The sequence below is a fragment of the Inmirania thermothiophila genome (genome assembly GCF_003751635.1).
Lineage (GTDB): Bacteria > Pseudomonadota > Gammaproteobacteria > DSM-100275 > DSM-100275 > Inmirania > Inmirania thermothiophila.
This window is the reverse complement of the sequence record NZ_RJVI01000002.1, coordinates 21,229-43,557: the sequence shown is the minus strand read 5'-3', so window position 1 is coordinate 43,557 and position 22,329 is coordinate 21,229. Positions and strand designations below refer to the sequence as shown.

The 22,329-nt window shown below is 74.4% G+C and carries 20 protein-coding genes, 3 tRNA genes and 1 pseudogene; 7 read left to right on the top strand and 17 right to left on the bottom strand.

Annotation, left to right across the window (positions count from 1 at the left end; all coding sequences use genetic code 11):
- Nucleotides 1–27: 27 nt before the first annotated feature.
- The 9 genes from EDC57_RS05870 to EDC57_RS05830 all read right to left on the bottom strand — a co-directional run bounded on the left by EDC57_RS05870 (nucleotide 28) and on the right by EDC57_RS05830 (nucleotide 8,835).
- Nucleotides 28–1,938: a SurA N-terminal domain-containing protein gene (locus tag EDC57_RS05870; RefSeq protein ID WP_123400982.1), complete on the bottom strand. Its 1,911-nt coding sequence runs from the start codon at nucleotides 1,936–1,938 to the stop codon at nucleotides 28–30.
- Nucleotides 1,939–2,014: 76 nt separating this feature from the next.
- A tRNA-Asp gene (locus tag EDC57_RS05865) sits at nucleotides 2,015–2,091 on the bottom strand.
- Between the two features lie 14 nt (nucleotides 2,092–2,105).
- Nucleotides 2,106–2,181, bottom strand: a tRNA-Val gene (locus EDC57_RS05860).
- Nucleotides 2,182–2,193: 12 nt separating this feature from the next.
- Nucleotides 2,194–2,466 carry an HU family DNA-binding protein gene (locus EDC57_RS05855; protein WP_123400981.1) on the bottom strand — a complete coding sequence of 91 codons (273 nt, stop codon included), beginning with the start codon at nucleotides 2,464–2,466 and terminating at the stop codon, nucleotides 2,194–2,196.
- Nucleotides 2,467–2,605: 139 nt separating this feature from the next.
- Nucleotides 2,606–5,050, bottom strand: a complete 2,445-nt coding sequence (lon, locus tag EDC57_RS05850) for an endopeptidase La (RefSeq protein ID WP_123400980.1) — start codon at nucleotides 5,048–5,050, stop codon at nucleotides 2,606–2,608.
- Nucleotides 5,051–5,165: 115 nt separating this feature from the next.
- Nucleotides 5,166–6,443, bottom strand: a complete 1,278-nt coding sequence (clpX, locus tag EDC57_RS05845) for an ATP-dependent Clp protease ATP-binding subunit ClpX (protein WP_123400979.1) — start codon at nucleotides 6,441–6,443, stop codon at nucleotides 5,166–5,168.
- Between the two features lie 228 nt (nucleotides 6,444–6,671).
- On the bottom strand, nucleotides 6,672–7,307 hold the full coding sequence (gene clpP / locus EDC57_RS05840) for an ATP-dependent Clp endopeptidase proteolytic subunit ClpP (RefSeq protein ID WP_123400978.1): 636 nt from the start codon (nucleotides 7,305–7,307) through the stop codon (nucleotides 6,672–6,674).
- A gap of 17 nt (nucleotides 7,308–7,324) precedes the next feature.
- The gene (gene tig / locus EDC57_RS05835) at nucleotides 7,325–8,614 is read right to left on the bottom strand and encodes a trigger factor (protein ID WP_123400977.1); all 1,290 of its coding nucleotides are present in this window, start codon (nucleotides 8,612–8,614) and stop codon (nucleotides 7,325–7,327) included.
- A gap of 133 nt (nucleotides 8,615–8,747) precedes the next feature.
- Nucleotides 8,748–8,835 (bottom strand) — tRNA-Leu (locus tag EDC57_RS05830).
- 63 nt (nucleotides 8,836–8,898) lie between these two features.
- Here EDC57_RS05830 and EDC57_RS05825 point away from each other — a divergent pair.
- On the top strand, nucleotides 8,899–9,345 hold the full coding sequence (locus EDC57_RS05825; RefSeq protein ID WP_123400976.1) for a hypothetical protein: 447 nt from the start codon (nucleotides 8,899–8,901) through the stop codon (nucleotides 9,343–9,345).
- Here the strand turns inward: EDC57_RS05825 and EDC57_RS05820 are convergent.
- A complete protein-coding gene (locus tag EDC57_RS05820; RefSeq protein WP_170165058.1) occupies nucleotides 9,318–10,349 on the bottom strand; it encodes an AI-2E family transporter in 1,032 nt (343 codons plus the stop codon). The two genes, EDC57_RS05825 and EDC57_RS05820, sit on opposite strands and share 28 nt — an antisense overlap.
- Complete coding sequence (locus EDC57_RS05815) at nucleotides 10,346–10,816, bottom strand: cyclic nucleotide-binding domain-containing protein (protein ID WP_123400974.1); 471 nt, start codon at nucleotides 10,814–10,816, stop codon at nucleotides 10,346–10,348. The genes EDC57_RS05820 and EDC57_RS05815 overlap by 4 nt, the downstream gene beginning before the upstream one ends.
- Before the next feature lie 118 nt (nucleotides 10,817–10,934).
- Here EDC57_RS05815 and egtB point away from each other — a divergent pair, with 118 nt between their 5' ends.
- A complete protein-coding gene (gene egtB, locus EDC57_RS05810) occupies nucleotides 10,935–12,236 on the top strand; it encodes an ergothioneine biosynthesis protein EgtB (RefSeq protein ID WP_245995164.1) in 1,302 nt (433 codons plus the stop codon).
- Nucleotides 12,233–13,122, top strand: a pseudogene (locus EDC57_RS05805) (L-histidine N(alpha)-methyltransferase). Before egtB ends, EDC57_RS05805 begins: the two are co-directional and overlap by 4 nt.
- Here EDC57_RS05805 and EDC57_RS05800 read toward each other — a convergent pair.
- From EDC57_RS05800 to EDC57_RS05790, 3 genes are all read right to left on the bottom strand, one after another.
- Nucleotides 13,104–14,813: a PHA/PHB synthase family protein gene (locus EDC57_RS05800; RefSeq protein WP_123400972.1), complete on the bottom strand. Its 1,710-nt coding sequence runs from the start codon at nucleotides 14,811–14,813 to the stop codon at nucleotides 13,104–13,106. The pseudogene EDC57_RS05805 and the gene EDC57_RS05800 sit on opposite strands and share 19 nt — an antisense overlap.
- A gap of 76 nt (nucleotides 14,814–14,889) precedes the next feature.
- On the bottom strand, nucleotides 14,890–15,957 hold the full coding sequence (locus EDC57_RS05795) for an FAD:protein FMN transferase (RefSeq protein WP_245995163.1): 1,068 nt from the start codon (nucleotides 15,955–15,957) through the stop codon (nucleotides 14,890–14,892).
- The gene (locus EDC57_RS05790; RefSeq protein WP_123400971.1) at nucleotides 15,942–16,802 is read right to left on the bottom strand and encodes a metal ABC transporter solute-binding protein, Zn/Mn family; all 861 of its coding nucleotides are present in this window, start codon (nucleotides 16,800–16,802) and stop codon (nucleotides 15,942–15,944) included. Before EDC57_RS05790 ends, EDC57_RS05795 begins: the two co-directional genes overlap by 16 nt.
- Before the next feature lie 81 nt (nucleotides 16,803–16,883).
- Here EDC57_RS05790 and EDC57_RS05785 point away from each other — a divergent pair, with 81 nt between their 5' ends.
- The 3 genes from EDC57_RS05785 to EDC57_RS05775 are packed head-to-tail and all read left to right on the top strand — an operon-like array spanning nucleotide 16,884 to nucleotide 18,850.
- A complete protein-coding gene (locus tag EDC57_RS05785) occupies nucleotides 16,884–17,354 on the top strand; it encodes a Fur family transcriptional regulator (protein WP_123400970.1) in 471 nt (156 codons plus the stop codon).
- Entirely contained in the window at nucleotides 17,344–18,066 is a 723-nt protein-coding gene (locus EDC57_RS05780; RefSeq protein WP_123400969.1) for an ATP-binding cassette domain-containing protein, read from the top strand. The genes EDC57_RS05785 and EDC57_RS05780 overlap by 11 nt, the downstream gene beginning before the upstream one ends.
- Complete coding sequence (locus tag EDC57_RS05775) at nucleotides 18,059–18,850, top strand: metal ABC transporter permease (RefSeq protein ID WP_123400968.1); 792 nt, start codon at nucleotides 18,059–18,061, stop codon at nucleotides 18,848–18,850. The genes EDC57_RS05780 and EDC57_RS05775 overlap by 8 nt, the downstream gene beginning before the upstream one ends.
- Nucleotides 18,851–18,856: 6 nt before the next feature.
- Here the strand turns inward: EDC57_RS05775 and EDC57_RS05770 are convergent, their stop codons facing one another.
- Genes EDC57_RS05770 through modA form a run of 3 tightly spaced genes read right to left on the bottom strand, consistent with a single transcriptional unit; the run spans nucleotide 18,857 to nucleotide 21,386 of the window.
- On the bottom strand, nucleotides 18,857–19,966 hold the full coding sequence (locus tag EDC57_RS05770) for an ABC transporter ATP-binding protein (protein WP_123400967.1): 1,110 nt from the start codon (nucleotides 19,964–19,966) through the stop codon (nucleotides 18,857–18,859).
- Nucleotides 19,959–20,624: a molybdate ABC transporter permease subunit gene (modB, locus tag EDC57_RS05765; RefSeq protein WP_123400966.1), complete on the bottom strand. Its 666-nt coding sequence runs from the start codon at nucleotides 20,622–20,624 to the stop codon at nucleotides 19,959–19,961. The genes EDC57_RS05770 and modB overlap by 8 nt, the downstream gene beginning before the upstream one ends.
- Complete coding sequence (gene modA / locus EDC57_RS05760; protein ID WP_123400965.1) at nucleotides 20,625–21,386, bottom strand: molybdate ABC transporter substrate-binding protein; 762 nt, start codon at nucleotides 21,384–21,386, stop codon at nucleotides 20,625–20,627. It lies immediately after the preceding gene.
- 99 nt (nucleotides 21,387–21,485) lie between these two features.
- On the opposite strand from modA, the gene EDC57_RS05755 reads away from it, so the two are divergent.
- Nucleotides 21,486–22,328, top strand: coding sequence for a substrate-binding domain-containing protein (locus EDC57_RS05755; RefSeq protein WP_123400964.1), 843 nt, complete (start codon nucleotides 21,486–21,488; stop codon nucleotides 22,326–22,328).
- The last annotated feature ends 1 nt before the right edge of the window (nucleotide 22,329 follow it).

Here is a 22,329-nt window from a genome sequence, read left to right as displayed (position 1 = left end):
GCGGGCGGCGCGCGCCCGCCGCGCCGGCTACAGGTTCTCCTCGAAGATCCGCACGCCGAGCTGCTGGCGCAGGCGGCCCACCAGGCCGGCGAGCTCGTCGCGCCCGCGCCCCTCGGCGATGGCCTCGCGCAGCCGCCGCCGAAGCTCGGCGTCCGCCGCCGAGGGATCCCCGGGCTGGACGCGGGCCACGCCCACCACCATGCGGTCCCCGCCGCCGAGGGCCACCACCCCCCACGACACCGCCCCGGCACCGGGCCCCGGCAGCCGGAACGCCGCCTCGGCCACCTCCGGCGAAAGCCCGCCGCCGTCGCGGCCGACCCCATCGCGGCGCTCCACGGCGAGGCCCTGCGCCGCCGCCACCTGCTGCGGATCCTCCCCCGCCGCGAGCCGCCCGCGGAGCCGCTCCGCCAGGGCCTCGGCCTCGCGCGCGGCCTTCTCGGCGCGCACCGCGGCGGCCACCTCGTCGCGGACCTCCTCCAGCGGACGCACCCGCTCCGGCCGCTGCTCGATCACCCGCAGCACCACCATCCGGTCCGGGGCGAGCTCCAGCGGGTCGCTGTTGAGCCCCTCCTCCAGCACCGCGGCCGAGAAGGCCGCGGCGCGCACGCGCGCATCGGCGGCGATGCCGGCGCCCTGCTCCGGCGAGAACCAGTCGGTGGTCTTCACCGCAAGGCCCAGCGCCTCGGCCGCGGGCTCCAGCGACTGCGGGTTCTCGTAGGCGAGGGTCGCGAGCCGGTCGGCGAGCTCGAAGTAGCGCTGCTCGGCCTGGCGCCGGCGCAGCTCCTCGGCCAGCGTCTCGCGCACCGCCTCGAAGGGCCGGCCCTCGCCGCCCCGCCGCTCCAGCACCTCGATCAGGTGCCAGCCGAAGGCGCTGCGCACGGGCTCGCTCACCTTGCCGGAGGGGAGCGCGAAGGCGGCCTTCTCGAAGGCCGGGTCCATGATCCCCTGCTGGATCCAGCCCAGATCCCCGCCCTGGGGGGCCGAGCCCGGATCCTCCGAGGCCTCCTTCGCCACCTCGGCGAAGTCCTCCCCCGCCTCGATGCGGGCCCGCACGGCCTCGATCCTGCTGCGCGCCGCCGCCTCGGTGGCCTCGTCCGCATCCGGCGGCACGGCGACCAGGATGTGGCGCACGTGCCGCTCCTCCGGGGTGACGAAGCGGTCGCGGCCCTCCTCGTAGGCCTGCCGCAGGGCCTCCTCGCTCACCTGCACATCCCGCGCGAGCGCCTCCACCGACAGCTCCAGATAGGCCGCCTTGACGCGGCGCGGCTCGCGGTAGCGGTCCTTGTGCGCCTCGTAGTGGCGGGCGATCTCGGCCTCGGTCGCCTCCGCGGCCTCGGCGAAGCGGGCCACCGGCACCCGGATCAGCACCAGGTCGCGCCGCTCGAGCTGCAGGCGCAACGCCTCGTCCACCTCGGCGGCCGCCACCAGCGCCGTCCCCTGCACGGCGAGGGCGAGCTGCTCGCGCACGAGGGCGCCGCGCAGGCCCGCCTCGAAGGCCGGCGCGCTCTCTCCGCGGCGCGCGAGGAAGGCCTCGTACCGCCCCCGGTCGAAGCGCCCGTCGCGCTGGAAGGCGGGGTTGGAGGCGATGAACTGCGCCACCTGGACGTCGCCCAGGCGCATCCCGGCCTCGCGCGCCGCCTGCAGCAGGACCTCGCCCTCGATGAGGCCGTCGAGGACCTGGCGCTTGAGCGCGATCTCGTCCGGGGCGAGCTCGTCGAAGCGCTCCCCCAGGGTCTCGCGCAGCCGCTCCCGCTGCGCGCGGTAGGCGCGCTCGAGCTCCGCCTGCAGGATCTCGCGCTCGCCCACCTTGGCCACCACCACCCGCGAGGCGGCCTGGAAGTACTGGTTCACGCCCCAGAGGGCGAAGGGGACGGTGATGAAGAGGACGATGATCCAGGCGAGCCAGCCCTGGGCGCGATCTCGGATCCACTGCAGCATCGGCGCAACCCGCTCCCGTTCGAGGCCCCGGTGGGCAAAGAAAAGGGGCGCCCGCCTCGGGCGCCCCTCTTAGCGTTGGCGGAGTGGACGGGACTCGAACCCGCGACCCCCGGCGTGACAGGCCGGTATTCTAACCAGCTGAACTACCACTCCGAAATCTGCACCCGTGGTGGGTGCTGAGGGACTTGAACCCCCGACTTTCGCCTTGTAAGGGCGACGCTCTCCCAGCTGAGCTAAGCACCCCGGGAAGGCGCGCTAGTTTACGGCATCCTTGAGCGCCTTGCCAGCCTTGAAGGCGGGGACACGCGAGGCGGCGATGGTGATGGTCTCCCCGGTCTTCGGGTTGCGGCCCTCGCGGGCGGCCCGCTGGCGCACCGTGAAGGTGCCGAAGCCCACCAGCGAGACCTGCTCGCCGCGGGCGAGGGCCTCGGTGACCGCCTGCACCATGGCATCGAGGGCACGCGCCGCGGCGGCCTTGGAGATGTCCGCACCCTCGGCGATGCGGTCGATGAGCTCGCTTTTGTTCATGGATTCCCCCTTTTTGTCTCTGCGGGCGCACCGCGATGCGACCCGCCGTCGCATGGCGCCGCACCCGGCGCAGGTCGGCTTTATAACGGTCCGCTTTCCGGCCTGTCAAGGAAGCCTGCGGCCTCCGGCGCGCCCCCCTTCAGTGGGCACGGATGCCCTTCGCCGTGCGCCGCTTGGGCTTGTCCGCCTTGTCCTCGGCCGGCGGCGGCGCCGACTCCCCCTCGCCCTCGGCCGCCACCGGCCGCGGCATGCGCACCAGCGCCAGCTCGAGCACCTCGTCGATCCACCGCACCGGCCGGATGTCCAGGCTCTTCTGGATGTTCCTGGGGATCTCGGCGAGGTCCTTCTCGTTCTCCCACGGGATGAGCACGGTGGTGATGCCGCCCCGGTGGGCCGCGAGCAGCTTCTCCTTGAGCCCGCCGATGGGCAGGACCTCGCCCCGCAGCGTGATCTCGCCGGTCATGGCGACGTCGGCGCGCACCGGGATCTCGGTCAGCGCCGAGACCAAGGCCGTGCACATGGCCACGCCGGCGCTGGGCCCGTCCTTGGGGATGGCGCCCTCGGGGACGTGGATGTGGACGTCGTACTTCTGGTGGAACTCGGGGTCGATGCCCAGCGCCGCCGCCCGCGAGCGGACCACGGTCATGGCCGCCTGGATCGACTCGCGCATGACCTCGCCGAGGTGGCCGGTGTGGATCAGCCGGCCCTTGCCCGGAATCACCGCCGCCTCGATGGTGAGCAGCTCGCCGCCCACCTCGGTCCAGGCGAGCCCCGTCACCTGCCCCACCTGGTCGCGCTCCTCGGCGCGGCCGAAGCGGAAGCGACGCACGCCGAGGTAACGGTCCAGGTTGCGCGGGGTCACGAGGCGCCGCCCCTTGCGCGGGTGCAGGAGGATGTCCTTGACCACCTTGCGGCAGATCTTGGAGATCTCCCGCTCGAGGTTGCGCACGCCCGCCTCGCGCGTGTAGTAGCGGACGATGTCCCGCACCGCCGCCTCGGTCACCTTGAGCTCGCCCTCCTTGAGCCCGTTGGCCTTCATCTGCTTGGGCAGGAGGTAGCGCTCGGCGATGGCGACCTTCTCGTCCTCGGTGTAGCCGGGCAGGCGGATGACCTCCATGCGATCCAGCAGCGCCGGCGGGATGTTCAGGGTGTTGGCGGTGGCCACGAACATGACCTCGGAGAGGTCGAAGTCCACCTCCAGGTAGTGGTCGTTGAAGGTGTGGTTCTGCTCCGGGTCGAGCACCTCCAGCAGCGCCGAGGCCGGATCGCCGCGGAAGTCCATCGACATCTTGTCGATCTCGTCGAGCAGGAACAGGGGGTTGCGCGTGCCCACCTTGGCCAGCTTCTGGATGATCTTGCCCGGCAGGGCGCCGATGTAGGTGCGCCGGTGGCCGCGGATCTCGGCCTCGTCGCGCACCCCGCCCAGGGAGACGCGCACGAACTTGCGGTTGGTGGCGCGGGCGATGGACTGCGCCACCGAGGTCTTGCCCACGCCCGGCGGCCCCACCAGGCAGAGGATCGGCCCCTTGAGCTTCTCCACCCGCTGCTGCACCGCCAGGTACTCGAGGATGCGCTCCTTGACCTTCTCGAGCCCGTAGTGGTCGGCCTCGAGCACGCGCTCGGCCTGGGCGAGGTCGCGCGAGACCCGGGTGCGCTTCTTCCAGGGCACGCTCACGAGCCAGTCGATGTAGTTGCGCACCACCGTCGCCTCAGCCGACATGGGCGACATCATGCGTAGCTTCTTGAGCTCGGCGAGGGCCTTCTCCTTGGCCTCCTTGGACATGCCCGCCTTCTCGATCCTGCGCTGCAGCTCGTCGGCCTCGCTGCCGCCCTCCTCGAGCTCGCCCAGCTCCTTCTGGATCGCCTTCATCTGCTCGTTGAGGTAGTACTCGCGCTGGCTCTTCTCCATCTGCCGCTTGACGCGCGAGCGGATGCGCTTCTCCATCTGGAGGATGTCGATCTCGCCCTCGAGCACCCCCATCAGGTGCTCGAGGCGCTGGCGTACCTCCGCGAGCTCCAGCAGCCGCTGCTTGCCCTCGATCTTGAGCACGAGATGGGCGGCGATGGTGTCGGCGAGCCGGCCCGGATCCCCGATCCCGGCGAGCGAGCTCAGGACTTCGGGGGGGATCTTCTTGTTGAGCTTGACGTACTGGTCGAAGAGCTCGGTCACCGTGCGCACCAGAACCTCGGCCTCGCGCTCGTCGGCGAGCGGCGCCTCGGGGACGCGCTCGGCCTCGGCCACGAACATCCGCTCGGTCTCGACGTAGGTGCGCACGCGCGCCCGCTCGACGCCCTCCACCAGCACCTTGACGGTGCCGTCCGGGAGCTTGAGCAGCTGCAGGATGGTGGCGAGGGTCCCGAAGCCGTGGATGTCCTTGGGCCTCGGATCGTCGATCTCGGCGCTCTTCTGCGCCACCAGGAGGATGCGCTTGTCCGCCTGCATGGCCGCATCCAGAGCGCGGATCGACTTCTCCCGCCCGACGAAGAGGGGGATGACCATGTGCGGGAAGACGACCACGTCCCGCAGCGGAAGCACGGGTACGGTGACGGTCTGCATCGCCTGCTCGGACTGTTCGGATGCCATGGATCGGGATCCCTCGGTCGGTGGACGGCGGCGGGCCGCGCCGGCGCCGGCCGCATCATGGGGGCGGGCCGGGCCGGCTTCAAGGGGCGCACGCCCCCGCCGGCGCCTTGCGGCCTCAGTCCGAGGCCGCCCGCTGCTGCTCGCCGCCCTCGTAGATCAGATAGGGCTTGGACTCGCCCTGGATGACCGCCTCGTCGATCACCACCCGCGCCACCCCCTCGAGGGAGGGCAGCTCGTACATGGTGTCGAGGAGCACGCTCTCGAGGATGGTGCGCAGGCCCCGGGCGCCGGTCTTGCGCTCCATGGCCCGGCGGGCGACGGCGCGCAGGGCGTCGTCGCGGAACTCGAGCTCGACCCCCTCCATCTCGAACAGCCGCCGGTACTGCTTGACCAGGGCGTTGCGGGGCTCGACCAGGATCCGCACCAGGGCCGCCTCGTCGAGCTCCTCCAGGGTCGCCACCACCGGCAGCCGCCCCACGAACTCGGGGATGAGGCCGTAGCGGATGAGATCCTCCGGCTCGACGTTGATCAGGATCTCGCCCAGGTTGGCCCGCTCGGCCTTGCTCTTGACCTCGGCGGCGAAGCCGATGCCGCCGCGCTCCGAGCGCTGGCGGATGATCTTGTCGAGGCCGTCGAAGGCGCCGCCGCAGATGAACAGGATGTTGCGGGTGTCCACCTGCAGGAACTCCTGCTGCGGGTGCTTGCGCCCGCCCTGGGGCGGGACCGAGGCGACGGTGCCCTCGATGAGCTTGAGCAGGGCCTGCTGCACCCCCTCGCCCGAGACGTCGCGGGTGATGGAGGGGTTGTCGGACTTGCGCGAGATCTTGTCGATCTCGTCGATGTAGACGATGCCGGTCTGGGCCTTCTCGACGTCGTAGTCGCACTTCTGCAGCAGCTTCTGGATGATGGACTCGACGTCCTCGCCGACGTAGCCGGCCTCGGTCAGCGTGGTCGCATCGGCGATGGCGAAGGGGACGTTGAGCAGGCGGGCCAGGGTCTCGGCGAGCAGCGTCTTGCCCGAGCCGGTGGGGCCGATGAGCAGGATGTTGCTCTTGGCGAGCTCCACCTCGTCCTTGGCGCGGGCGTGCTCGAGCCGCTTGTAGTGGTTGTAGACCGCCACCGCCAGGATCTTCTTGGCCCGGTCCTGGCCGATCACGTACTCGTCGAGGATCTGCTTGATCTCCTGGGGCTTCGGCAGCCCCTTGCTCCCCGCCGCGGCGGTGCGGTCCTGCATCTCCTCGCGGATGATGTCGTTGCAGAGCTCGACGCACTCATCACAGACGTAGACGGAGGGGCCCGCGATGAGCTTGCGGACCTCGTGCTGGCTCTTGCCGCAGAACGAGCAGTAGAGCAGCTTGCCGTCGTCGCCCCTGCCCCGCTTGTCGTCGCTCATGGCGCCACCTCAGGCCTTACGGCGTGGATCGTCGCCGCCATCATTGCAATGATCGGCCGCGGACTTCAACCCCTGAACCCGGCCCCCTTGACCTCCGTCAGGCCGTGCCGCCGCATCCGCACCGAGCGGGCTCCAGGGGAGAAGGGCAAGCACCGCCGCCATGCCCTTCGGACGCCCCGGAGGGGGTCCAGGTTCCGCGCCGGCGCCGCCGTGCGGGGCGGCGGCCGCTCAGGCCTCCTGGCCGGCCCCCTGGCGCCGCTCGAGGACGCGGTCGATGAGGCCGTACGCCACCGCCTCCGCGGCGGTCATGAAGTTGTCCCGGTCGGTGTCCTGCTGGATCTTCTCCAGGGGCTGCCCGGTATGGTGGGCAAGGATGCGGTTGAGCCGGTCGCGCACCTGGAGCATCTCGCGGGCATGGATCTCGATGTCCGCCGCCTGGCCCTGCACCCCGCCCAGGGGCTGGTGGATCATGATGCGGGAGTGGGGCAGCGAGTAGCGCTTGCCGGCCGCGCCGCCGGCGAGGATCAGCGCCCCCATGCTCGCCGCCTGCCCGATGCACATGGTGCTGACGTCGGGCTTGATGAACTGCATGGTGTCGTAGATGGCCAGCCCGGCGGTCACGATCCCCCCGGGCGAGTTGATGTAGAGGTGGATGTCCTTGTCCGGGTTCTCCGCCTCGAGGAAGAGCAGCTGGGCCACCACGAGGTTGGCGGTGTGGTCGTCCACCGGCCCCACGAGGAAGACCACCCGCTCCTTGAGGAGACGGGAGTAGATGTCGTAGGCCCGCTCCCCGCGCGCGGTCTGCTCCACCACCATGGGGATGAGATTGAGGGCGCGCTCGGGGATCCGCTGCTGCTCGGCCATGGGGACTCGCTCCTTGCTCACGCGGCCTCGGCCTGCCGCGGGTTCATGATCTCGTCGAAGCTGTGCGCGCGCTCGGTGACCTTGGCCTGCTCCAGGAGCCAGTCGATGATCTGCTCCTCCAGCACCAGGTGCTCCACCGCCGCCCGCGCCTGCGGGTTGGCATGGTACCAGCGGACCACCTCCTCGGGGTCCTCGTAGGCCGCCGCGCGGCGCTCGATCTCGGCCCGCACACGCGCCTCGTCGAGCTCGATGCCGGCCTTCTTCATGGCCTCGCCGAGCAGCAGCCCGGCGGCCACCCGCCGCCGCGCCTCGGCCTCGAAGAGCGCGTCCGGGGCCTGCTCGGCCCCGGGGCCGAGCTGCTTGCGCAGGGCGTCGATCTCCTCCTTGACGAGCGCCTGGGGAAGCTCCACCGGATTGGCGGCGAGGAGCGCCTCCACCACCGCCCGCTTGGTCATGGCGCGCAGGGTGTCGGCGAGCTCCCGCTCCATGTTGGCGCGCAGCTCCCGGCGGAAGCGCTCCATGTCGCCGTCCTCGATCCCGTAGGCCCGGATGAACTCCGCATCCACCTCGGGCAGCACCGGCTCCTCGACGCTGCGCACCCGCACCTCGAAGCGCGCCGGCCTGCCGGCGAGCTTCCTGTCGCGGTAGTCCTCCGGGAAGGTGACCTCCACGACGCGCTCCTCGCCCGCCTTCGCGCCCACGAGCTGCTCCTCGAAGCCCGGGATGAGGCTGCCGGCGCCGATCACCACCGGCACCTCCTCGGCCCGGTTGCCGCCGAACTCCTCGCCCTCGCAGGTGCCGTGGAAGTCGATGGTGACCCGGTCGCCCTCGCGCGCCTCCCGCGCCACCGCCTCCCAGCGGGTGCGCTGGCGGCGCAGCCGCTCGATCATGGCGTCGATGTCGGCGTCGGTGACCTCCGCGGTCGGGCGCTCGATCTCGAGCGCCGCCGGGTCGGCGAGCTCGATCTCCGGATAGACCTCGAAGGTTGCCGTGTACTGGAAGGGCTTGCCCGCCTCCAGCTCGCCGGGCTCGATGGTGGGGCCGCCCGCCGGACGCAGGGACTCCTTGATCAGGGCTTCTTGATAGGTGCGCGCCATGACGTCGCCGATCACCTCCCGGCGCACCTCCTCGCCGAACTGGCGCTGCACCACCCGGAAGGGCACCTTGCCGGGGCGGAAGCCCGGGACCTTGACACGCCCGGCGAGCGAACGCAGCCGGCTCTCCACCTCCTGCTCAATGGTCTCCGCGGGCACCTCCACCTTCATCCGGCGCCCCAGCCCCTCGGTGACCTCGACCGTGACTCGCATCGTTCCGCTCACTCCCCGCCCCCGGGCCCGGCCCGGTGGTGACAACAACAAGGCCGCCCCCGTGGGAGCGGCCACCGCCTCGATGCCTCGCGGCGCCCCGCCGGTGGCGGCCGTCTCACCGCCCGCCCCTGCCTGGTGCGAAAGGAGAGACTCGAACTCTCACGGGGGGTCACCCCACCGGCTTCTAAGGCCGGCGCGTCTACCAGTTCCGCCACTTTCGCCCGTGCGACGCCGAACGCCTATTATACCGCCGGCGGTCCGGGCCGCACCCCCGCGGAGGCGCCATGCGTGCCATCGGCATCCTGTCCCTCGCCCTGCTCGTCGCCGGCTGCGCCGGGACCGGGAGCTTCCGCCGCGCCCTCGACGGGCTCGTCGGCCGCCCGGCCGGCGAGGCCGTCGAGCGGCTCGGCTACGGCTACCTCGAGCACGCCCTGCCGCAGGGCCGGCGGGCGCTGACGTGGCGCCGGGTCGAGACCGGCGTGCAGCCGGGCCTCGAGGCCCCGACCCACATCTTCGTCGGGGGCGACGAGGGCGACGTCCGCTGGATCACGGTGATCCCGGGACCCGGCCTGCCCCCCGAGCCCTACGTCATCACCTGCGAGATCACCCTCTTCGTCGACGAGAGCGGGATCGTGCGCGGCTGGCGCGCCCAAGGGGCGGCCTGCCGCGGCAGCCCCTGGCCCGAGCCCGTGCTGCGCTCCGATCAGACCCCCTCGCGCAGCCCGCGGTAGACGATCTTGAGGGTGAAGAGCAGCGGCACCGCCGCGATCATGCCGAAGAAGCCGAACTGCCCCCCCGCCACCACCACCGCCACGATCACCGTCAGCGGATGCAGGGCCGCGGCCTGGGCGATCACCAGCGGCACCACCAGGACGTTGTCCACGATCTGCGCAAGGAGCACCGTCCCGGCGGCGGCCGCCACCTGCCAGAGCTCGGGCTGCGGCGCCGCCAGCGCCACCAGCACCGGCCCCGCCATGGCCAGCAGCGGCCCCACGTAGGGGATCACGTTGAGCAGCCCCGCGAGCGCCCCCAGCAGCACCGCGAGATCGAGCCCCACGAGGGCGAAGCCGACCCCGGTGATGCAGGCCATCACCAGCGACTGCAGCATCACCCCGCGCACGTAGGCCTCGAGGCGGCGGGCGACGCGGCCGTAGATGCGCCAACCGGCCTCGAAGGCCCGGTTGGGCAGCAGCCCCATGAGGCGGTCACGCAGGGCCCGGAAGTCGCGCAGCAGGAAGAAGGCCAGCACCGGCACCAGCAGCACCAGCCCCGCGGCCTCGGCGAGGGCCCCGCCCACCGCGCGCAGCGCCGCCGCCCCGAGCCGCTGCAGCTCCCCCACCAGCGGCGGCAGCATCGAGCGCAGGTCGACCGACAGCCCCAGCGTCGCCTCGAGCCAGTCCTGCAGCGCCGCCGCCGCGCGGCCGAGGCCGGCCCAGATCGCCGGCAGGCGCGCCTGCAGCTCGCCGAGCTGCGCCGCCAGGGACGGGACCGCCACCGCCAGCGCCAATGCGGCCCCGCCCACCAGCACCGCAAGGGCCGCGAGCACCGCCACCCCCCGCCCCAGCCCGCCGCGCTCGAGCGCGGTCACCAGCGGCTCCAGCGCCGTGCGCAGCAGCAGCGCCAGCACCAGGGCCGGCAGCAGCGGCGCAAGCAGCCAGGCGAGCGCCGCACCCGCCGCCGTCACCGCCACGAAGAGCGCCCCGGCGCGCAGGGCCGGCAGCCGCCACAGGGTCACGCCGCCGGCTCCTCCAGCAGCCGCCGCGCCAGCACCGAGGCCAGGTTGAGGGCGAGCCGCGCCCCCGCGCGTGGCTCGCGCCCCATCCACGCCTCCACCTCGAGGCGCAGCAGGAAGGCCGCCTCCACCCGCTCCAGGGCCACCGCATCCACCCCCCGCGGCGCCTCCAGGACGAGCCCCGTCTCGCCCGCGAAGTCCCCCGCGGCGAGCTCCGCCACGGCGTCTGCGCCGTCGCGGATCTCCACCCGGCCGCTGACCACGAGCAGCGCCCCGGCCGCGGGTTCGGCGGCGCGGAAGAGGACCTCGCCGGGGGCGTAGACGCGGCGGTGCGTGGTGGCGGCGAGCCGCCGCAGCGCCGCCGCCGGCACGCCCTCGAACAGCGGGGTGGCCGCCCACAGCGCCGCCACCCGCTCGGGCCACGGCGGCGGGCGTCGGAACAGGTTGCGCCACAGGGCCCTTCTCGCCATGTCCCCCCCTTCTCCGGTTCCGGCCGCGATCGCGCCGCGCCAGCCTAGCACAGCCCGGCCTCCGGACGCCGCCGGCTCTGCTATGGTTGCGCATGGGAAAGGGGGCGGAGCTTCCGGCGTGAGCAGGGAAGGCGACTGGACGACGGCGCTCGCCGCCCCGCCCGCGGGCGAGGCGCGCGGGACGCTGATCGCGGCCTACCGCGCCGTGCGCGGCTTCAGCGAGCGGATCTGCCGCCCGCTGGAGATCGAGGACCACGTGGTGCAGAGCATCCCGGAGGTCAGCCCGCCCAAGTGGCACCTCGCCCACGTCACCTGGTTCTTCGAGACCTTCGTCCTCGCCCCCCTGGCCCCGGACCATCGCCCCTTCCGCCCCGCCTACGCGCAGCTCTTCAACAGCTACTACGAGACCGTGGGCAGCTTCTGGCCGCGCCCGCGCCGCGGCCTGCTCTCGCGCCCCACGGTGGCGGAGATCCTGCGCTACCGGGCCCACGTGGACGCGGCCATGACCGCGCTGCTCGCGCAGGCCCCCGCCGCCGCCTGGCCCGAGATCGCCTTCCGCACCGTGCTCGGCCTCCACCACGAGCAGCAGCACCAGGAGCTGCTCCTCACCGACATCAAGCACAACCTCGGCATCCACCCCCTGCGCCCGGCCTACCGCGACGACCTCGCGCCGCCGCCGGCGGTGGCGCCTGCGTCCATGGACTGGATCGACCACCCCGGGGGACTGGTGGAGATCGGCCACGGCGGCGCGGGCTTCGCCTACGACAACGAGACCCCGCGCCACCGGGTCTGGCTCGCGCCCTTCCGCATCGCCTCGCGGCCGGTCACCTGCGGCGAGTACCTCGCCTTCGTGGAGGACGGCGGCTACCGCGACCCGCGCTGGTGGCTTGCCGACGCCTGGGTGCGGGTGCGCGACGAGGGCTGGCGCCATCCGCTGCACTGGCACCGCGGCCCGGAGGGGTGGGAGGTCTACACCCTCGGCGGCGTGCGCCCCCTCGCCGCCGACGAGCCGGTGGCCCACCTGAGCTTCTACGAGGCCGACGCCTACGCCCGCTGGGCGGGGGCGCGGCTGCCCACCGAGGCGGAGTGGGAGGTGGTGGCGCGGGAGACCGCGCCGGAGGGCAACTTCGTCGAGGACGACCACCTCCATCCGGTGCCGGTGGCGGAGGGGGCGGGCGTGCGCGGGATCTGGGGCCAGGTCTGGGAGTGGACGGCGAGCCCCTACCGCCCCTACCCCGGCTTCCGCCCGCTCGCCGGCTCGCTCGGCGAGTACAACGCCAAGTTCATGGCCAACCAGATGGTCTGCCGGGGCGGCTCGTGCCTGACCTCGCGCACCCACGTCCGCGCCACCTACCGCAACTTCTTCTACGGCCACGACCGCTGGCAGATGACCGGGATGCGCCTCGCCGCCGACCCATGAGCGTGCGCCTGACCGACCTCGCCCCGCCGCCTGCGCGCTTCCGCGAGGCGGTGCTCGCCGGCCTCGCCCGCCGCCCGCGCGCGATCCCGCCGGTCTTCCTCTACGATGGCGAGGGCTCGCGCCTGTTCGAGGCCATCACCGAGCTGCCCGAGTACTACCCGACCCGCACCGAGCTGGCGATCCTGCGCGCGGCGGGTCCGGAACTCGCCCGCCTGCTGCCGGCGGGGGCGCTGGTGGTGGAGCTCGGCAGCGGCTCGGAGCGCAAGATCCGCACCCTGCTCGCCCACCTCCGCCCGGCCGCCTACCTGCCCATCGACATCTCCCGCGACCACCTGCACGCGGCCGCCGAGGCCCTCGCCCGGGACCACCCCGGGCTCGAGATCCTGCCCACCTGCGCCGACTACACCGCCCCCCTCGCCCTCGACCACGCCCCCGCTGGCCTGCCCCGGGTGGTCTTCTACCCCGGCTCGAGCATCGGCAACTTCGAGCCCGGCGAGGCGCGGGCGGTGCTCGCCCGCAGCGCCGCCCTCGCCGCCGGCGGGCACGTCCTCGTGGGCGTCGACCTGCCCAAGGATGCCGCCGTGCTCGAGGCCGCCTACGACGACCCCGCCGGCGTCACCGCCCGCTTCAGCCGCAACCTGCTGGCGCGCATGCGCCGGGAACTGGGGGCGGAGGTGGCGCCGGCCGCGACCGCTTCACATTCGACCCCGGCGAGCCCCTCCGCATCGAGCACGCCTACAAGTACGACCCCGACGCCGTCCTCGCCCTCGCCGGCGAGGCGGGGCTCGCCCCCGTCGCCCTGTGGACGGACCCGCAGCGGCGCTTCAGCCTCCACCTCCTCGCCGCCCGGGGGCGGCGAGCCCCCGATCAGCGCTCGAGGACGTAGGTGCCGGGCGCGGGCGCGAGGGCGGGGAAGGCCTCGCTGCCGGGGGCGCGCGCGGGGACCTCGTCGCCGCAGCGCTCCCCGAGCCAGGCCGCCCAGTCCTCCCACCACGTCCCCGCGACCTTGGGCTGGCGCTCGCGCCAGGCCTCGGCGTCGGCCGCACCCGCGGCCTCCCCCGCCCAGTAGGCCCGCTTCGGCGGCTGCACCGGCGGGTTGACCACGCCGAGGACGTGGCCGGAGGTGCTGAGGGCGTAGCGCACCGGGCCCTTGACCAGGCCGCAGATGCGGAAGCTCTGCCGCCACGGGACGATGTGGTCCTGCTCGGTGCCGACGGCGTAGAGGGGCTGGGCGATGCGCCCGAGGTCGATCTTGCGTCCGCCGAGCACGAGGGCGTCGGACTGGGCGAGGCGGTTGTGCAGATAGAGCTCGCGCAGGTAGAAGCGGTGCATGGCCTCGGGCATGCGCGTCGAGTCCATGTTCCAGTAGAGGACGTCGAAGGCGGGCGGCTCCTCGCCCAGCAGGTAGTTGTGGACCCAGTAGTGCCAGATGAGGCTGTTGGGCCGCAGCATGCGGAACGAGGTCGCCATCTCGGCGCCGTCGAGATAGCCGCGCCCGGCCATCCGGCGCTCGATCTCCTCCACCGCGGCCTCGTCGATGAAGGCGCCGATGTCGCCGGGGTCGGAGAAGTCCACCAGGGTCGTGAACAGGCTCCAGTGCGCCACCGGCAGGCGCGACTTGGGCTTGGCCTCCCGGTTCATCCAGGCCATGTAGGCCGCCACCGCGGTGCCGCCGATGCAGTAGCCGGTCAGGTGCACCTGCGGCACCCCGCAGATCTCGCGCGCGGCCTCCACGCAGGCCCCCACGCCCTTGAGGACGTAGTCCTCGAAGGTGGTGTCGCGCATCTCCGGACCGGGGTTGCGCCAGCTCGTGACGAAGACCGTGAAGCCCTGCCCGGTGAGCCAGCGCACCAGGCTCTTTCGCTCGTTGAGGTCGAGGATGTAGTACTTGTTGATCCACGGCGCGACGATCACCACCGGGATCGCGCGCACCCGCTCGGTGGACGGCGCGTACTGGATCAGCTCCACCAGCTCGTTGCGCATCACCACCGCCCCCGGGGTTGTGGCGAGGTTCCCGCCCACCCGGAAGCGGGACATGTCCACCATGCGCGGCAGGCCCTCCGGGGCCTCCTCGATGAAGTGCCGCAGCCCGTCGGCGAGGCTCGCCCCGCCGGTCTGGAGGGCGCGCAGCAGCGCCACCGGATTGCCCCAGAGGAAGTTGGTGGGCGCGAGCGCATCCACATACTGCCGCGTCCAGAACCCGGCGCGGCGCCGCTCTTGCTCGTCGAGGCCGGGCGCGCCGTAAGCGAGGTCCACCAGCCAGCGGCTCAGGAGGAGATACTGCTCCTTGAGCGCGTCCCACCCGGGGTGGGCGCTCCAGACCGGGTCCTGGAAGCGCTCGTCCTCGGCCACCGGGACCTCGACGTCGGGCATCGGCAGGCCGAACCAGCGTGCCCCGACCTGGGCCGCCACCGCCGCCATCCCCCCCTGCAGCCGCAGCAGCTCGCCCCACAGGGCCTGCGGGTGCTCCAGCCACGCCTGCTGCGCCCGCGTCAGGGAACGGGCGATGCCGTAGGGGTCGGGCTGCGGCGCGGCGCCGCAGGCGGCGATGGCGCGGTTCTCCTTCCGTGCTTCCATGGGGGTGTCTCCGTCCGGATGGTGCAGTGCAGCATAGTCTAGCGGACGGCGCGGGCCTGCGCCAGCCGGGGCGCCCTCAACCGCCGCCGAGCGGCGGCGCGAGAACGACCCGCGGCGGGGGCGAGGTCTCGATACGCAGCCGGGCGCGCATCACCGGGTCCATGTAGAGCACCCCGGCCTCGTCCACGAGCAGGGCCCCGGAGGCGCCCATGGCCGCGGCGACCTCGTGCCAGCGCGCCACCCCCGCCACCACCAGCGCGGTGGCGGCCGCATCGGCCCAGGCGCCGTCGTGGTGCAGCACCGTGGCCGAGGTGACGCCCTGCACCGGCCACCCGGTGCGCGGATCGAGGATGTGGGCGTAGCGCACGCCCTCGTGGACGTTGAAGCGCTCGTAGTTGCCGGAGGTGTAGACGCTCTCGTCCCCGCTCACCTCCAGCGCGGCGAGCACGCCCCGCCCCTGGGGGTGGCGGATGCCGATGCGCCACGGCGCGCCGTTGCGCGAGCCGATGGCGCGCAGGTCCCCGCCGGCGTTGACGATGGCGTCGGCGATGCCCAGCTCGCGCAGGCGGGCCACCGCCAGATCGACGGCGTAGCCCTTGGCGATGCCCCCGAAGTCCAGCGACACCGCCGGGTTGCGGCTGCTGACGCAGCCGGCGGCGTCCACCGTGACGTCGTCCATGCCCGGGTCGGCCGCCACCAGGGCGCGGATGCGCTCGGCCGGGGGCGGCGGCCTGCCCGTGAGCGGCTCGTCGCTGTGGAAGCCCCAGAGCTCGATCAGCCGGCCGATGGCCGGGTTGAACAGCCCGCCGCTCGCGGCGTAGGCCCGCTGGCTCAGGCGCACCAGCTCGGCGAGCTCCCGCGGCGGGCAGGCGCGCCGGCCCTCGGCCAGCGCCCGGTTGAGCGCCACCAGCGCGCCCGGCCGCCACGGGTGCCACTCGCGGTCGAAGCGCTGGAAGTCCTGCCCGATGCGGGCGATGGCCTCCCGCGCGCGCGCCTCCTCGACCCCGGCGATGGTGAAGTCGACGTAGGTGCCGAAGACCACCAGGCGCTCGCGCACGAGCGGCGGCGGCTGCCGCTGGCAGCCGGCCGCGAGGACCGCCAGCGCCATCAGCAGCGCCGCCCGCCGCATCAGCCGCCGAGGCATCCCTCGAGCCCTGCCACCACCCCCTCGAGGAGCCGCCGGTACGCCTCGGGGCCGGGCCGCAGCCCCGCCCCGACGACGTCCACCGCCACCACCGGCACCCGCGTCCCCGCCACCAGCCGCGCCAGCAGCCGCGGGGGGAACTGGGGCTCGCGCACCACGCACGCCACCTCGCCGCGGGCGATGCGCGCCCGCAGCTCGCCCACGTGCCGCGCCCCCGGAAGCCGCTCCGGATCGGGTGCCACCGTCGCCACCACCCGCAGTCCGAAGCGGGCGGTGAGGTAGCCCAGGGCGTCATGGTAGACCACCAGCCCCCGCCCCCGCAGGGGCGCGAGCCGCCGCGCCATCGCCCCCTCCAAGGCCGCGAGATCCGCGGCGAAGCGCGCGGCCCGGGCGCGGTAGCGCTCCGCCGCGGCCGGATCCAGCGCCGCGAGCCGCTCCGCCAGCGCCTGCGCCAGCACCGCCGCGTTGGCCGGATCCAGCCACAGGTGCGGGTCCACCCCCTGGGGGCCGGCCTCGCCGCCGCGAAGCCGCACCCCCGCGAGCGCCGTCCAGGTCAGGACCCGCTGCGCCGGCAGCGCGGCGACGGCGCGGGCAAGCCCCGACTCCAGGGTCGGCCCCACCCAGACCACGAGGTCGGCCTCGGCGAGGGCGCGCGCGGCCGAGGGCCGCAGCGCCGCACCGTGGGGCGACTGCCCCCCGGGCAGGAGCAGCCGCAGGGACGCCGCGCCGTCGGTGACTGCGGCCGCGACCGCCGCCGCCGGCGGCACCGTCGCCACGACGCGCGGCGCCGCACCCGCCGCAGCGGCGAGGAGCAGGAGCAGCACGGCGAGGCCCGGGCGCAGCATGGCACGTTATGTTATAACATTGCTGCATCAGGGCCCACCGCGGGTTCCGGGGCGGGGGCGAGGGAACCGAGGGCGCTCGCCGTGGGGAACGGCTGCACCGATCACGGACGCTGCATCGAGGAGGCGGTGACCCGCGCCGAAGCGGCCTGCCGCCGCAGCGGCGCGCGCCTGACGCCGCTTCGCCGCCGCGTGCTCGAGCTCGTCTGGCGCGGCCACCGCCCGGTGGGCGCCTACGAGATCCTCGACGGCCTGCGCGCCGAGGGGCGCCGCGCCGCGCCCCCGACGGTCTACCGCGCCCTCGAGTTCCTGCAGGGGCTGGGCCTCGTCCACCGCATCGCGAGCCGCAACGCCTGGCTCGGCTGCCCGCGCGGCGGACCCCACGCCGGCGGCTTCCTCGTCTGCGCCGCCTGCGGGCGCACCGAGGAGATCGAGGACCGGGCGCTCGCCGCCGCCGCGGCGGCGAGCGCGGCCCGCCACGGCTTCTCCGCCCCGCCCCGCGCGGTGGAGGTGGTGGCGCTCTGCGACGGCTGCGCCGGCACCCATGGCGGCTGACCCCGGGACGCTGCTGGAGCTGCGCGAGGTCTCGGTAGCGGGCGCGGGCGGGCGGCCGCGCCTCGAGGCGGTGTCGCTGCGCCTTGCCCGCGGCGAGATCGTCACCCTCATCGGCCCCAACGGCGCCGGCAAGACCACCCTGGTCCGCGTCGCCCTCGGCCTCGAGCCGCCGACCGCCGGCAGCGTCTGGCGCCGCCCGGGGCTGCGCGTCGGCTACCAGCCGCAGCGGCTCGCCCTCGACCCGCGCCTGCCGCTGCCGGTGCGGCGCTTCCTCGCGCTCACCGGCGAGGTGCCGGCGGATGCGGCCCGGGCGGCGCTGGCGGAGGTGGGGGCGGCCCACCTCTGGGACCGGCCCCTGCACCGGCTCTCGGGCGGGGAGCTGCAGCGGGTGGGCCTGGCGCGGGTGCTGGCGCGCCGGCCCGAGCTGTTGGTGCTCGACGAGCCGAGCCAGGGGATCGACCTCGCCGGGCAGGAGACCCTGTTCGAGGTCATCCGCCGCACCCGCGACCGCACCGGCTGCGCCGTGCTGATGGTCTCCCACGACCTCCACCTGGTGATGGCGGGCACCGACCGGGTGCTCTGCCTCGACCGCCACGTCTGCTGCCAGGGCCGCCCCGAGGCGGTGAGCCGCGACCCCGCCTTCGGGCGCCTCTTCGGCAGCGCCGCGCTCGCCCTCTACAGCCACCACCACGACCGCTGCGAGCATGGATGAGCTGCTGGCACGGGCGCTCGCCGCCGGCGCCGGGGTCGTGCTCGCCACGGCGCCGCTGGGCTGCTTCGTGGTCTGGCGGCGCATGGCCTACTTCGGCGACGCCCTCGCCCACACCGCGCTGCCCGGGGTCGCCGCCGGCATCGCCCTCGGGATCGCGCCGCAGGCCGGCGCCGCCGCGGTGCTCGTCGCCGCGGCGCTGCTCCTCGGCACCCTGCGCCGGCGCGGACGTCTCGCCGACGACACCCTGCTCGGGATCCTCGCCCACACGGCGCTCGCCGCCGGCATCGTCCTCATCGGCGCCCTCGAGGGGCTGCGGCTGGACCTGCTGGGCTATCTCTTCGGCGACCTCCTGGCGGTGGACGACGCGGGCCTCGCCTGGATCGGGGCGACGGCGCTGGCGGTCAACGGGGCCCTGGTGCTGCTGTGGCGGCCGCTCGTCGCCGCCACCGTCTCCGAGGAGCTCGCCCGCGCCGAGGGCATGCGCGTGGGCGCCGCCCAGACCGCCTACGCCGTGCTCGTGGCGCTGGCGGTGGCGGTGGGGATGCAGGCGGTGGGGGTGCTGCTGGTCACGGCCATGCTGGTGATGCCGGCGGCGGCCGCGGCGCTGCACGCGCGCACGCCGGAGCAGATGGCGCTGCTCGCCGCCGGCGCGGGGCTCGCCGCCGTCGCCGCCGGCCTCGCCGCCGCCTTCCGCTGGGACCTGCCGGCGGGCCCGGCGGTGGTCCTCGCCGCCGCCGCCCTCCTCGCCCTCGCCGCCCTCGCCGCCCTCGCCGCCCGGCGCTGAGGCGCCTCAGGCGGGCTCCGGCGGCATCACGTGGATGGCCTCGCCGAGGAGGCTGAAGGCCACCTCGTCGCCCGCCCGCACCCGGTTGCGCCGCACCACGTGGGGCGGCAGGTCCATGTGCACCAGGGCGTCGCCGGGCTGGGTGCGGATCAGCACGTTGACCATGCCCCCGATGGCCTGGGCCTCCACCACCCGCCCGCGGCAGGGGTTCTCCGCCTCGCCGCGGGAGGGCCGGTCCCGCCGGTGCAGCAGCACCAGCTCCGGGGGGATGCACCAGGTCACGGCCTCCCCCGGACGGTAGCGGGGCGCAAGGGGCGCCTCCAGCCGCCCCCCGGCCCAGCGCAGCACGGTCACCCCGTCGGCCTCCCGGTGCCCCTCCACCGTGGCCGGGAAGACGTTGCGCAGGTCCAGCAGCCGCGCCACGCGCGCATCCCGCGGGCGACGCCGCACCAGCTCCGGCGCCCCCGCCTGCAGCAGCTCGCCGTGGTGCAGCACGCACAGGCGCGTCCCCAGGACGTGGGCCTCCTCCAGGTCGTGGGTGACCAGGACCACCGGAACCGCCAGCCCGCGCACGATCTCGGCCATCTCCAGCCGCAGCTTGCGCCGCGTGACCTGGTCCACGGCCGAGAAGGGCTCGTCGAGGAGCAGCACCCGCGGCTCGCGCGCGAGCGCCCGCGCCAGGGCCACGCGCTGCTGCTCGCCCCCGGACAACCGCCCCGGCCGCACCCCGCCCTTGCCGCCCAAGTGCACCCGCTCCAGCAGCGCCTCGGCGCGGCGGCGCCGCTGCGCCGCCGGCAGATGGCCGAGGGCGAGGGCGACGTTGTCGCGCGCGCTCAGATGCGGCAGCAGCGCGTAGTGCTGGAAGACCATCCCCACCCGCCGCCGCTGCGGCGGCAGCGCCACCCCGGCGGCGGTGTCGAGCCAGGTGGCGCCGTCGCAGCGGATGCGCCCCGAGGCCGGCCGGTGCAGCCCCGCGATGGTGCGCAGGAGGGTGGTCTTGCCGCTGCCGGAGGGGCCGACGAAGACCACGGTCTCGCCCGGGGCGGCCGCGAACTCGGCAAGCAGCCGGCGCGCCCCGCGGTCGCGCACCGCCACCTCCAGGCCCGCCTCAGGCATGGTCCCGGCGGCGCCGTTCGAGGGCGAAGACGGCGCCGATGGTGAGCACCGCGAAGAGCAGCAGCAGCGCCGACATGCGCGCCGCGGCGGCGTCGTCGAAGGCCTGGACGCGGTCGTAGATGGCGATGGAGACGGTGCGCGTCTCGCCGGCGATGTTGCCGCCGACCATGAGGACCACGCCGAACTCGCCCATGGTGTGGGCGAAGGCGAGGACGAGGCCGCTCAGCACCCCGGGCCAGGCCAGGGGCAGCTCCACGCGCAGGAAGGTGGCCCAGCGGCCGAGGCCGCTCAGCCACGCCGCCTCCCGCATCTCGGCCGGCACCGCCTCGAAGGCCCGCAGCATGGGCTGCACCGCGAAGGGCAGGCTGTAGACCACGGAGGCGAGCAGCAGCCCGGCGAAGGAGAAGGCGAGGGTGTCGCCGGTCAGGCGCAGGAACAGCCGCCCCAGCACCGCCTCGGGGCTGAAGAGCGCCAGCAGGTAGAAGCCCAGCACCGTCGGCGGCAGCACCAGGGGCAGGGCCACCAGGGCCTCCACCACGCTGCGCCCGGGGAAGCGTCGCCAGGCCAGCAGCCGCGCCGTCGCCAGCCCCATCCCCGCCAACACGAGGGTGGTCCATGCGGCCAGGCGCAGGGAGAGGGCGAAGGCCTCCCAGTCCACTCAGCCTCCCGGGAGCAGAAAGCCGTAGCGGGCCAGCACCGCGCGCGCCTCGGCCCCTTGCAGGTAGGCATAGAGGGCGCGCGCGGCGGCGCCGGCGCCACGGATCAGCACCATGCGCTGGCGCAGCGGGCGGTGCAGCCGCGCCGGCACCAGGCGCCAGCGGCCGCGCCCGGCGAGGGCCGGGGCCCTGGCCATGGAGAGGGGGATGATGCCGGCGTCGGCGCCGCCCTCCACCGCGAAGCGCGTCGCCTGGGCGGCGTTGTCGCCGAGGACCAGCAGCGGCTCCACCGCCGCCCACACCCCCGCCGCGCGCAGGGCCTCGGCCGCCGCGCGCCCGTAGGGGGCGTGCGCGGGGTTGGCGATGGCGAGCCGGCGCAGGCGGCCGTCCCGCGCGGCCGCTCCCAGCCCCTCCAGGGAGCTCACTTCCCCGATGCGCGAGCCCTCAGGGACGAAGAGGACGATGCGCCCCTCCGCATAGAGCGCGCCCTCGCCCTCGGTCCGGCCCGCCTCGGCGAGGCGGCGCACGTAGCCCTCGTCGGCGCTCATGTAGAGCTCGAACGGGGCCCCCCGCAGGATCTGGCGCGCGAACCGCCCGGATGAGCCGAGGCTGAGGCGGACGTGGTGGCCGCTTGCGACCTCGAAGCGCGGCAGGATCTCGCCGAGGGCGTAGGTCAGATCGGCCGCCGCGGCGAGGCGCACCTCGCCCGCCGGCGCCGCGCCGGCCCAGAGCAGCAGCGTCGCCCAGAGCAGCAGTCTCGCCATGCCCCCTCCCAGCCGTGGCCCCCGATTCTATCGGCGCGCGCCGCCGCACCGCCAGCGCGCTACAATGGCCGGGAGCCGACACCCGGGAAAGGCGGCCCGATGAAGACGGTGACGCGCGCGTTCATCCTGGGGCTCGTGCTCCTGCTGGGCCCCGCCCCCGCCTCGCCGGCGCCGCCGCTGCGCATCGGCCTCACCGCGGTCATCCTCGACGACCGCACGGGGCTTCTGGAGCAGTGGCGCGACTACCTGGCGCGGCGTCTCGGCCGGCCGGTGGCGTTCGTCCAGCGCACCGCCTACCGCGAGGTGGTGGAGCTGCTCGTCACCGGGCGCGCCGAGGCCGCCTGGCTCTGCGGCTTCCCCTACGTGCGCTTCCGCGAGCGCCTGCGGCTGGTGGCGGTGCCCCTCTATCGCGGCGAGCCCCTCTACCAGTCCTATCTCATCGTGCCCGCCTCCGACACCGACACGCGCTCCATCCTCGACCTCAATGGCAGGGTCTTCGCCTACTCGGACCCGGACTCCAACTCCGGCTTCCTCGTGCCCCAGTACCGCCTGCGCACGCTCGGGCGGGATCCGGCCCGCTTCTTCCGCCGCACCTTCTTCACCTGGGCCCACCGCAAGGTGGTGGAGGCGGTGGCGGTGGGCCTCGCCGACGGCGGCGCCGTCGACGGCTACATCTGGGAGAGCCTCGCGCGCACCGAGCCGCAGCTCACCGCGCGCACCCGGGTGGTGGAGCGCTCGCGCAAGTTCGGCTTCCCGCCCATCGTCGCCCGTGCCGACGCGGACGAGGCGACGGTGGCGGCCCTGCGGCGGGTGCTGGTGGGGATGGCGCGCGACCCCGAGGGCCGGCAGATCCTCGCGCGGCTCAATCTGGACGGCTTCACCCCGGGCGACGACACCCTCTTCGCCGACATCCGCGCCATGATGCTCGCCGTCGCCCCCTGAC